Raw genomic sequence first — 12,203 nt, 5'->3', positions numbered from 1 at the left:
AGTATATAAGATTTAATTATTCTCTCACAAAATACCTATTGAAAACTTTGCGTTTCAGAACCTTTTTATTTTAAAACCTTTTCAATCCTTTCAACTCTGATTTATCTTTTACCTCTTTAATGCTGATAGCGTATCCGCCTCCATTGGCGGCACGAAGATTTAACTTGGTTTTATTGCCTACCACTCCTTTGCGAATGGTGTATGCTTGCGGATTCTTCTCCCAGTCGGCATCGTTCGCATCGGCATATATCGTAGCGATGTATTGTTTTCCCGGATCAAGGAAATCAAAAACAAGTCGGGAGGAGTGCCCTCCTTCACCGGCAGTACAGCCTACGTACCAGTCGTTTGTTCCCTTGGCCTTGCGGGCAATAGTCAGATATTCACCCGGTTCAGCTTCCAGATAACGGGTTTCATCCCAATCGATCGCCACGTCTTTGATGAATTGGAAAGCATCCATAAACCGTTCATAGTTTTCGGGAATGTCGGCAGCCATTTGCAACGGACTATACATAGTGACATACAAAGCCAACTGACGGACTAAAGTAGAGCGCACGCGGGAATGGTTGTCCGGATTCATTTTACTGCAATCTGTCTCGAATATACCGGGCGTATAGTCCATCGGTCCGCCCAACAAACGAGTAAACGGAAGTATTGTCGTATGATTTACATTGTTTCCTCCAAAAGATTCATATTCCGTACCACGCGCCGATTCATTACCGATAAGATTCGGGTATGTACGACAGATTCCTGTGGGACGAACCGCTTCATGAGCGTTAACCATGATCTTATAGTCGGCCGCTTTCTTTACCGCATACAGATAATGATTGTTCATCCATTGTCCGTAATGATGTTCCCCACGGGGAATGATGTTGCCCACATATCCGCTTTTCACGGAATTGTATCCGTTATCAACCATAAATTGATAAGCTTTATCCATATGACGCTCGTAGTTGCGAACGGAAGCCGAAGTTTCATGGTGCATCATCATCTTTACTCCTTTGCTTTCCGCATACCGGCGGATTTCCTTTACATCAAAATCGGGATACGGAGTAACGAAGTCGAACACATAATCTTTACTGTTGCCGAACCAGTCTTCCCATCCTTCGTTCCAACCTTCTACAAGTACGGCATCGAATCCATGGGCAGCTGCAAAATCTATATAACGTTTTACATTGGCAGTGTTGGCTGAATGTTTACCATTCGGCTTCGTTTTTGTATAATCGGTAACTCCCAGCTTTACACTGCTCAATTCGTCTGTGTAGGCCCATGAGCCTTTTCCTGTAATCATGTCCCACCATACGCCGATATATTTCACCGGCTTGATCCAAGAAGTATCAGCTATCTTACAAGGCTCGTTCAAATTCAATGTGATACGCGAAGCAAGAATATCGCGAGCATCGTTGCTTACGATAACCGTACGCCAAGGAGACACAGAAGGCGTTTGTATATAACCTTTATTACCCTGTACATCGGGGGTCAACCATGATTCGAAAACGAAATTCTTGTCATCGAGATTCAAGTTCATTAGAGAGTAATCGATCAAGGCAGCCTCATGAAGATTGATATATAAACCGTCATCGGTTTTCATCATCAGCGAGGTTTGCACCCCTGTAGGTGAAAAAGGAGTCTGTGAGCAGTTCGGAGTGATTGCTTTCTTCATCAATCCTCTGATTTCCGACAAGCGAGAAGTAGTATAATCGTACTCTTGCGTATCGTAATCGCCGGGTATCCAGAAAGCAGTATGGTCACCTGTCATGGCAAACTGAGTGCGTTCATCTTTTATAATGAAATAATTCAGATTCTTCTGGCGGGGGAATTCATAACGAAAACCTAATCCGTCATTAAACAAACGGAAGCGTATCAAAAGTTGGCGATCGGTTTCGGTCTGATGCAATGTCGCAGCCAATTCATTATAGTGATTGCGAATTTCTTTTTCTTCTCCCCAAACCGGCTGCCAAACTTCATCAAATGTAGAAGTGCTCGTTTCTTTCAAAACAAAGCCGCTATAAAGATTTGCTTGTGCATCGAGCTTTGTCAGATCTCTTCGGTCTACCCAGTCGAAGTCTGTCTTGGCTACATCTTCTTTTTTCAGCTCCAAACCCAACCGACTGGTTTTGATAACCGGTTTGCCTTTATAGGTCAGTTCATATGTAGGAATGCCTTTTTGATTGATTTGAAAAGTCATAACCAGATTTCCATCCGGAGAGGTTATTCTTTGTTGCGCATTCATCAAAAACGCAACGCAAAGAAAGGTGATAAGTAGAAATTTTTTTTTCATTTTATTTATGGTATTAAATTATAAGCTAACAGCCATCCCTTTTATTTCGGGATACTGCAAATTTAGCCTCTATCTTACACAAACATTTTCAATAGAATAAAAATAGAAACACATATAAATCATATCATACTGTATATAAGCCGATTAATCATTTTCATATAAGTGATAAATATAAGTCGTAGTGAACTTATTCAGAAAGAAAAAACATAGAAACCACGCGCGGGAAGTGTCACATCTTTTTCGAGCCGGATCGTTTTGTTCGTCAAAACATCGATGGCAGTAGAAGAAGGCAGAATTTCCCGATAAGGAATCAAGTCGATTGTCTGTTCTCTATCATTCCCATTCAGGAAAACCACCACCGATTTTTCTCCGTATTTACGCCGATACGCATACACGCCTTTATAAGGAGCAATTTGCTTCAAATCGCCTTTGGCTATCGCTTCGTTTCCTTTCCGCCATTGCAGCAATGCGCGCATAAAGGAAAAAGCTTCTTCCTGCAATGCGGTGCGCCCGGCGTTCACAAAACAATTGAGGGTGTCTTCCTTCCATCCTCCGGGGAAATCGCAACGAAGTAATCCGTCACCATTCGCTTTATCGGCGGACATTAAAATTTCTGTTCCATAATATATCTGGGGAATACCGCGTGTAGTCAATAAAAACACAAGCGCTTGTTTATAACGGTCGAGATTCTTAGTATCATCATCGGAGCGAAAGAAGCGTGAGGTATCGTGATTGTCGAGGAAAGTCAGCAGATTCATCGGATCGGGGTATACGATATCCTGTGCCAAATATTCATACAGCCTGAAAAGTCCTCCGTTCCAGTCGGTCGTTTCTTCATCGAATGCCTTGTTCATGTGCTCCATTAACGGAAAGTCCATGACAGTAGGCAGATAAGAGTTTTTCGGAGCGGCCAGTTTACTGTCTTTTTGCCAATAAGAAATCAACACATTGCTTCCCAGCCATGTTTCTCCCACAATATTCAAAGCAGGATATTCTTCATTCACAACCCGGCACCATTTCGCCATCATATCAAAATCTGCATAAGGATGGGTATCCTGACGGATGCCGTTAATACCGGCATATTCGATCCACCAAATACTGTTCTGAATTAAATAGGTTGCCACATGACGATTCCTTTGGTTGAAATCGGGCATCGATTCGGTAAACCAACCATCGACAGCTATCTTTTTCGCATAGTCGGTTGCATACGGATCGGACTGAGTAATGGTCTGATAAGTAGTCTGTACATATTCGCCTTCATAATTAAACCAATCTTTGGAAGGCATGTCCCTGAACAGGTAATTCTCTCTTCCGCAATGATTGAAAATCATATCCATCACTACTTTGATCCCTTTAGCGTGCGCCTGATCGACAAAGTGGAGAAAATCTTCATTAGTGCCCAAACGGGGATCTATCCGGTAATAATCGGTAACGGCATACCCGTGGTAAGAGCCTTCTTTCATGTCGTTTTCCTGAACCGGATTCAACCAAAGAGCGGTAACACCTAAATCGGCTATATAATCTAAATGTTCTTCAATCCCTTTCAAGTCTCCTCCATGGCGAGCGAACGGATCGTTACGATCTACCTTCGATTCAAGCATTCCCGGAACTCTGTCATTGGAATAGTCTCCATTGGCAAAACGATCGGGCATGATCAGATAAAGTACGTCTCCCGAATGAAAGCCTTCAACATTCTCCGCTCCCACCCGGCGAGGTTTCAGTTCATAAGGAACCGTCAGTCGGTTCTTTCCTTGTTTCAAGAAAATATGAAAATGTTGCGGAGAAGCTTTCGACACATCCAGATAAAGAAGCAAATAGTTGGGGTTTTCTTGCTTTACCACCTCCTTCAATAGGATATCGCTTGATGAAAGGGTGACCGAGGCGGAGGATATTTGCTCGCCATACAGCAATATTTGCAACTCAGGATTCTTCATTCCCGCCCACCAAAAAGAAGGGGCTACTTTTTTAATGACAGGAGTTGCCGCAATGATTTTAGAATGACATCCCCAAAAAGTAGAAAGAGCTACTAATATAAAAAGTCTTTTCATGATAAACTGTTATATTTAGGGTTACCAAAAACGTTTTATGCAAAAATAAAGCTCCTATTCACAGCTTTGGGACATTAGAATAAAAATATAAAGAATAAAAAAAGTATTTCGTTGATTATAAGGATAGGTTGCCGGTTATAAAAAGAGAATAATATAAAGTATAATGAAAATAGTAACGACAATTTTTTTTATATTTCTTTCTATATTTATATCTTTGTAAGAAGCTAAAGAAGAAATTTATATGAAAAAGATAGTTTACTATATCCTGATTTTCTTACTTATCCCCTCATCTGCATTATTCGCAAAACATAGAGACGATAAAGCAATCTTCAAACAACTGGATAAGGTGATGAATGAGAAAAATGCCCTGCAACTCCGGAAAGAAAAAGAAATAGAAGAGCTGAAACAACAGCTTACGCACTCCGATGAGGTATTGAAGAAATACAATCTCTGCGGTTCGTTATTCGACACATATTTACACTATCAAGCCGATTCCGCACTTTATTACATCGATCTCCAAATGGATCTTTTGTCTTCACTTCGTCGACCGGAATTAAAAGTCGAGTTGATTATCGATCGGGCTACAGTAATGGGAGTAATGGGAATGTATAATGAAGCGTTGGAGCAATTACGGCAAATCAATCCCCGGAAGTTGGAGAAAGAGACCCTGCAATCTTACTATCAAACGTACCGTGCCTGCTACGGCTGGCTGGCAGATTATACGACCAATCAACAGGAAAAAATCAAATACCTGAAGAAAACCGATTTGTATCGTGACTCCATTATTGCTTCCATGCCGGAAGGAATAAACAGGACAATCGTTTTGGCGGAAAAGAACATAGTGAACAACCGCCCTGACACAGCAGTGGTGATATTGAACAAGATATTGGAAGATTCAACAGACTTACGCCAAAAAGCGTACATCTATTACACTCTTTCCGAAGCCTACAACATTAAAAAAGACATAGAACAGGAAGCCTACTATCTGGCACTCACAGCAATCGCAGATTTGGAATCATCGGTCAGAGAATACGCTTCGCTGCAAAAACTGGCTCAATTGATGTATGAACGCGGAGATATCGATCGCGCTTACAAATATTTAAGCCGTTCGATGGAAGACGCTGTCGCTTCCAATGCCCGCCTGCGTTTTATCGAAGTAACACAGTTTTTTCCAATCATCGACAAGGCCTATAAATTGAAGGAAGAGAGACAACGCGCCGTGTCACGCATATTGTTAATCAGCATCAGCATATTGTCATTATTCCTGCTCATAGCCATTTTCTTCCTATATCGGTGGATGAAAAAACTTTCTGCCATGCGACGTGACTTGAGTATAGCCAATAAACAAATGTTAGCTGTAAATAAAGAGTTGGAAGAGACCGGCAAAATTAAAGAAGTGTACATTGCCCGTTATCTCGACAGATGCGTGAACTACTTGGACAAGCTGGAGACATACAGGCGTTCGTTAGCCAAATTAGCGATGGCTTCGCGAATTGAAGACTTATTCAAAGCCATTAAATCCGAGCAATTCATTCGCGATGAACGGGATGAATTCTATAATGAATTCGACAGATCTTTCTTGAAACTGTTTCCGAACTTCATTTCTTCATTCAACGATCTGCTGATGGAAGAGGGGAAAATATATCCCAAATCGGATGAACTGCTGACCACAGAGCTTCGCATTTTCGCGCTTATTCGTTTAGGTGTGACGGACAGTAACCGAATCGCTCATTTCCTGGGATATTCTTTGGCCACTATTTATAATTACCGGAGTAGAATACGCAATAAGGCAGCAGGAGATAAAGAACAGTTCGAAGAAGACGTTATGAAGTTATAAGCTCTTTTCGGATATATCATATCTCAACAGTCATATTGTCCGCTAAATATTTTTGAATATTGGGCAATCAATTCAAAAGTCAATGGCAAATATTCGCTGTAACCTACGGCATATATCTTTCTATCAAAAGTTCATTGATTATTATCCTGCTACTCTCAGGTGCATGTGATTCCGCGTAAGAGCATTCGAGCTTTGGGGTGGAAGCTGAAAATAATTATCTCTAAAACAAATTAAGCTTGTTTTTACGAGCTTCTTCCAATGTCACAGTTTCTCTGCGCAAATTTTCACTTTTTTTGCGCATCACCTCATACTCCATTTCCAATTCGGTTACTAACTCCTCTTTTGTTTGAGGATTCAGCAGGCGGGAAGCAATGCCTACGTTTTGTGAGGCATCTTTTAAATGAACCACCGGAGCGCTATAAACAGGAGCGATTTTCAGAGCAGTATGCATCTTGGAAGTTGTGGCACCACCGATTAGCAGAGGAATATCCAGCCCCGCTTTCTCGAGTTCAACCGCAACATGTGCCATTTCCTCCAAAGAAGGAGTAATCAGTCCGCTAAGTCCTATCATGTCGACTTTTTCTTCTATAGCGCATTTGACAATTGTTTCAGCCGGCACCATTACCCCTAAATCTACAATCTCGTACCCATTGCAAGCCATCACCACCGAAACGATATTCTTACCGATATCATGCACATCGCCTTTCACCGTAGCCAATAAAACTTTACCCACCGAGGTCGCCCCCTCCTCTTTTTCCGATTCAATCACCGGCTGCAAGATGGCTACCGCCTTTTTCATGGTACGGGCTGTTTTTACTACTTGAGGAAGAAACATCTTACCTGCTCCAAAAAGCTCTCCCACATGATTCATTCCATCCATCAACGGACCTTCTATGATATCTACCGCCTTATTGTAAATCGACAGAGCTTCCGTCAAGTCTTGCTCCAGATAATCGCCTATTCCTTTCATTAAAGCATACTGCAAACGTTCTTGCACAGGCTTGTCACGCCATTCCGGAAACTCTAAATTTACAGAAGCGTCCTTTTCTTCGGTCGATTTCCGGTCTCTTTCTTTCAGTTTCTCCGCCAGTTCGATCAGATGTTCTGAAGCATCGGGACGACGATTCAGCACTACATCTTCTATTTTTCCCAGCACGTCGGCCGGAAGATCGGTATACAAAACCGACGCTCCCGGATTCACAATACCCATATCCATTCCATGCTTGATAGCGTGGTAAAGGAAAACGGCATGCATGGCTTCACGGATATAGTTATTTCCACGAAATGAAAAAGAAAGATTACTTACTCCACCACTCACATGAACACCGGGAAGGTTCTTCTTTATCCAGCTGGTGGCTTCGATAAAATCCACGGCATAATTGTTATGCTCTTCGATGCCCGTAGCTATGGCAAGCACATTGGGATCGAAAATAATGTCATGCGGATCAAAGCCTGCTTTTTCGACCAACAAACGATAAGCACGTTCGCACACTTCTATCTTACGAGCTGCGGTATCGGCCTGCCCCTTCTCATCGAAAGCCATCACTACCACCGCTGCTCCATATTGTCGAATAAGACGGGCATGTTCCAAGAAGTTTTCTTCTCCTTCCTTCAGAGAAATGGAGTTTACAATCGATTTACCTTGCAGGCATTTCAAGCCGGCTTCAATCACTTCCCATTTCGAAGAATCGATCATGACAGGTACCCGGGAAATTTCCGGCTCCGACATGATAAGATTCAAGAACGTAACCATCTCTTTTTTCGCATCCAACAAGCCGTCGTCCATATTCACGTCGATGACTAACGCGCCGTCTTCTACTTGACGGCGGGCAATAGAAAGCGCCTCTTCGTATTTCTTTTCGTTAATCAAACGGAGAAACTTACGCGAACCCGCCACGTTGCAACGCTCACCGATATTCACAAAATTCATATCAGGCTTTACTTGCAACAATTCGAGTCCCGACAACCAAAGACAATCCGGTGGAGAAGCAGGAAAGTGTGGTTTGGCTCCTTTTACCAATGCCGGATATTGGGCGATATAAGCATCGGTAGTTCCACAACAGCCGCCTATGATATTAACCAATCCCTCGTGTATGTACTCTTTCACTTCGTGGGCCATATCCTCGGGAGTCTGATCATACATGCCTAAACTGTTGGGAAGTCCCGCATTCGGATAAGCGCTGATATAATAAGGAGCGCGTGCGGCCAATTGTTCCAGAAACGGTTTCAGTTGCTTGGCGCCGAACGAACAATTCAAGCCTATCGAAAAAATTGGCGCATGTTGTACCGAAGCCAGAAAGGCATCGAGCGTTTGCCCCGACAAAGTACGTCCTCCGACATCCGATACAGTAACAGACAACATGAGAGGTAACCGTACATTCATTTTCTCCATCGTTCGGACAGCAGCAAAAATTGCAGCTTTGGCATTCAACGTGTCGAAAATTGTTTCAATCAGGATGGCATCGACTCCTCCTTCGACCAATGCTTCCATTTGTTCGCAATAGGCGGCAGACAGTTCATCGTAGGTCAGAGCACGAAAAGCAGGATTATTCACATCCGGACTCATCGAACAGGTTTTGTTCGTAGGACCTATCGAACCTGCCACAAAACGGGGTTTGTCCGGATTTGCCAAGGTATATTCATCAGCCAAGGCGCGAGCCAACCGTGCTGCCGCAAGGTTTATCTCTCTGACATACCCTTCCACATGATAGTCTGCCATAGAGACGGCCGTCGAATTAAACGTATTTGTCTCGATAATATCCGCGCCCGCTTCGAGATATTTCCTATGAATATCCTCAATCACATCAGGGCGGGTAAGGCACAATAAATCGTTATTTCCTTTCAGCTGACCGGGAATATGGGCGAAACGCTCTCCGCGAAAATCTTTTTCCTCGAGCTTATATTGCTGAATCATAGTGCCCATCGCACCGTCCAGAATCAAAATACGTTCAGGTACGAGCTGAGTAATAGTTTTTTTCATCTCTTTTTACCTAATAAAAACTATCTTTTAAACATTCTCTCCATATCACGGCGATCGTCTTTTTCTTTCAAAGCCTCTCTTTTATCGAACTGTTTCTTGCCTTTAGCCAAGGCTATCACCAGTTTTGCCAATCCTTTTTCATTGATAAACAAGCGTACGGGAACAATGGTAAAGCCGGGAGTTTTCATTTCCCGCTGAAGTTTCTCCAATTCTTTTTTTTCAAGCAACAGTTTCCTGTCTCTACGTGCCGTGTGATTATTGTACGAACCGTAAAAATATTCGGCGATATGCATGTTCTTCACCCACAATTCGCCTTTCACAAAATAACAAAACGTATCTACCAAGCTCGCCTTGCCCAAACGAATGGACTTTATTTCCGTACCGGTGAGCACGATGCCCGCAGTGTAAGTATCCACTAACTCATAATCGAAAGTGGCGCGTTTGTTTTTTATATTGACAGGAGATTGTTTCATTTTCACACGTTAATTTAATAGAGTTGTCAGTTTATTAAACACAAATTCAATCGCTGCCGGACATAATATGAGCAAAGCAGACGACAAAAGCGTATATTTCAATCGATCATTTTCTTTCACTTTCATCACAATGGGAGCTCCCTCCCATACCACATAAACAATATAAAACTGCAACAACCAGGCTATAATCCTGAAAGAGGGTAAAAGTCCCGTTATTATCTGAAGCAGAAACAACACAACCAAAGAATATCCCGCAAATTGTTGTGTCAACAAAACCTGAGAAGGCATGCCGAACATCTTTATTCCAGCCTCATTGATGGCATAAGCAGCCAGAAAATAGCCTCCAAAAAGAGCCACTGCCACAGCGCAACAGTTGGTCATCGCTATCTGAAAGCTTTCCGGGCCTCCCCAACCGTATGTCAATAAAGAGCCAATGAAAACAGATAAAGCACATAAACCGATCATAGGATAGACAAAAGCCATAAAGACTTTACGCCTATCCTCCTCCATACAAATTTCCTCCCAGGCTTTGGCCGGAGAGGAAATCAGTTTCATTGCTATGTTAAATAATTCTTTATAATTCAAAGTTTACTACTTTTTATTAAAAGGATATTCATAAGAATATGTTTTTTCCTGTGCTTCGGAATACTTATCATTGAATTGATTTTCCTTAATTAAGACCTCTACTTTAGTAACCTCATCGGATTCAATACCGGATAAAACCGACGACAAATCATAAGCTTTGAAATCAAAACCGTCTGTATCTCTTTGCACATCGTCTTCGGGAGTTATGCTATGATGCAAGTGCAAAGTCAACACACCATCTTTAAAGCCCGTTTCATGATCATACGTCATGGCAAAGGTATGCCGTTGAATTTCCTCTTTCAACTCCTTTTCGTCAGCGTATCGTTTGTATTTAAAAGATATAGGTAGAACCAAAATGGTCTTGTTGAAGAATCCTCCTCTAAAATTATAAGGTTCTAAAGTAACAAATGGCGCATTTCCTGTTTCTTCAGCCGAAGAAATCGGAGATTTGGTAAAATAGTAAGGATTCTCCAGCAACGTGATAGTTATCGAAGTCGCATTTGCCGGCACAGTGGATTTATCATATTGATAATTAATCAATGCCATTTCTTTGTTGTCGGGTACTGTTATTGTTTGATTGGGTATTAGTTTTACTCCGACAGAGTTAGTGAAAGAAACAGGCAAATCATATGTATTGACTTGCACAAAAGTCTGTACTTGCACTTTATCGTTATCACTATCGTTCAGACAAGAGCACACAGACAAACTGGCCAATACAGCTGTTAAGCACATTAGGTAAAGCTTCTTTTTTCTCATAAGTATAGTATTTTAGATTTGCAAATATAAAAATTCTAATTCATAACTATAAATGCGACAATAAAAAATATACTGCATCTATTTCATTGTTATTTTTGCAAAAAGCTCCAAATGATCGTCCACATAGCTTGCAACTGTTGCTGTAATCCGTTCTTCCATATCCAGAAACTCTTCTTCCAAATCATCAAAAGCTTCGTATTGCTCATACATCGCCATAAACTCTTCATCGGTCCGTTCTCTCTCCAAGTCCTTCCTATGAACATCGTATATTTTCTTTGCGCCATAAATCAGCTTCGAAAAATCTCCTGCGCCCCACAAACGCATGGCTTTTGCAAAAGGATTATCAAAGATATATGGACCATAGCCGTTCTGAATCAATTGGCAAAATCCACCTTCCAATATCTCATCACGGAAGATCCGATAAGCCAGCAGCGTGTGTTGCTCTCCTGTCAGCAAAGGCATTCTGTCGGCAGTCAAACTTCCAGATAGTAACTCTTTGTATTTATCGGTAAAAACCCGGATAAATTCATCCATTCCTTCGCCTGCCGCCTTTTTCAAAGCTTGTTCCCTTATTTCTATCATAAATTTATTGTAATGTAGACAGCCAGCAAAACTACAAAATATATTTCACTTTATACGTGAATTCGAAGTAAGAAACATGAAAAAAGAAAAAATCCATTTTCTTTCTACCTATGATTTAAAATGACAGATTTTTTGTTTACTCGAAGCTTATGCACGCAAAAAGCTCCTGAAAGAAAATCGTTTTTTCGAAAATCAAAGAATTTCGCTTAAAAAACGAAATTGCCTAAACGTGAATATTCTCTCAGACAAAAACGTTTTTTCCTTCTTCAGAATATAAAGATTCACCCAAAGTGCTCACACCCCGATAAAGCTTTTTCAAACATTTAAATTGCACAGAAAGTAAAAGCAACGAGCAGCATATATAATAGTATACTATGTATACCCGTTGGTTGAATTAAATTAGCGAATATTTTATCTTTCCAATCGGACGATGATTAGCGTAATTGACATATTGCATGAAAGTCATAGCGGCAATCTTTGCTGCCATGCGGGTGAAAAGTCCGCAGGATTGCTTTGCGTAATTTCGTATCATCATAAGCGTGTCGTTGAGTTGGGAGAATACGGTTTCGATACGTTTTCTAAACCGCTTGCAAGCCCATGATGTGGGCTCTTTCCGGTTCTTCTGATTCAGCCGATAGGGAACTTCCAGCGTAATGTTAGCGAC

At 41.6% G+C, this 12,203-nt stretch carries 8 protein-coding genes and 1 pseudogene; 1 reads left to right on the top strand and 8 read right to left on the bottom strand.

Annotated elements, in window-relative coordinates:
* Positions 1-70 precede the first annotated feature (70 nt).
* A complete protein-coding gene (locus C234_RS0109315; protein ID WP_027325541.1) occupies positions 71-2,278 on the bottom strand; it encodes a glycoside hydrolase family 97 protein in 2,208 nt (735 codons plus the stop codon).
* Between the two features lie 191 nt (positions 2,279-2,469).
* Positions 2,470-4,326: a glycoside hydrolase family 13 protein gene (locus C234_RS0109310; RefSeq protein ID WP_027325540.1), complete on the bottom strand. Its 1,857-nt coding sequence runs from the start codon at positions 4,324-4,326 to the stop codon at positions 2,470-2,472.
* 241 nt (positions 4,327-4,567) lie between these two features.
* On the opposite strand from C234_RS0109310, the gene C234_RS0109305 reads away from it, so the two are divergent.
* Positions 4,568-6,163 carry a DUF6377 domain-containing protein gene (locus C234_RS0109305; protein WP_027325539.1) on the top strand — a complete coding sequence of 532 codons (1,596 nt, stop codon included), beginning with the start codon at positions 4,568-4,570 and terminating at the stop codon, positions 6,161-6,163.
* Between the two features lie 220 nt (positions 6,164-6,383).
* On the opposite strand, the gene metH is transcribed toward C234_RS0109305, so the two are convergent.
* From metH to C234_RS17665, 6 genes and pseudogenes are all read right to left on the bottom strand, one after another.
* Positions 6,384-9,143 carry a methionine synthase gene (metH, locus tag C234_RS16225; protein ID WP_051290224.1) on the bottom strand — a complete coding sequence of 920 codons (2,760 nt, stop codon included), beginning with the start codon at positions 9,141-9,143 and terminating at the stop codon, positions 6,384-6,386.
* A gap of 20 nt (positions 9,144-9,163) precedes the next feature.
* Complete coding sequence (gene smpB, locus C234_RS0109295; protein ID WP_027325538.1) at positions 9,164-9,616, bottom strand: SsrA-binding protein; 453 nt, start codon at positions 9,614-9,616, stop codon at positions 9,164-9,166.
* Positions 9,617-9,625: 9 nt separating this feature from the next.
* Positions 9,626-10,171, bottom strand: coding sequence for a Yip1 family protein (locus tag C234_RS0109290; protein WP_021646027.1), 546 nt, complete (start codon positions 10,169-10,171; stop codon positions 9,626-9,628).
* Between the two features lie 36 nt (positions 10,172-10,207).
* A complete protein-coding gene (locus C234_RS0109285; protein ID WP_027325537.1) occupies positions 10,208-10,957 on the bottom strand; it encodes a hypothetical protein in 750 nt (249 codons plus the stop codon).
* A gap of 78 nt (positions 10,958-11,035) precedes the next feature.
* Entirely contained in the window at positions 11,036-11,539 is a 504-nt protein-coding gene (locus C234_RS0109280; RefSeq protein WP_027325536.1) for a DMP19 family protein, read from the bottom strand.
* A gap of 394 nt (positions 11,540-11,933) precedes the next feature.
* Positions 11,934-12,203: pseudogene (locus tag C234_RS17665) on the bottom strand (IS982 family transposase); the annotation flags it as partial.

The organism is Bacteroides pyogenes DSM 20611 = JCM 6294 (assembly GCF_000428105.1).
In the GTDB taxonomy this organism is placed as follows: Bacteria; Bacteroidota; Bacteroidia; order Bacteroidales; family Bacteroidaceae; genus Bacteroides; species Bacteroides pyogenes.
This window is presented reverse-complemented; position numbering and strand designations above follow the sequence as displayed.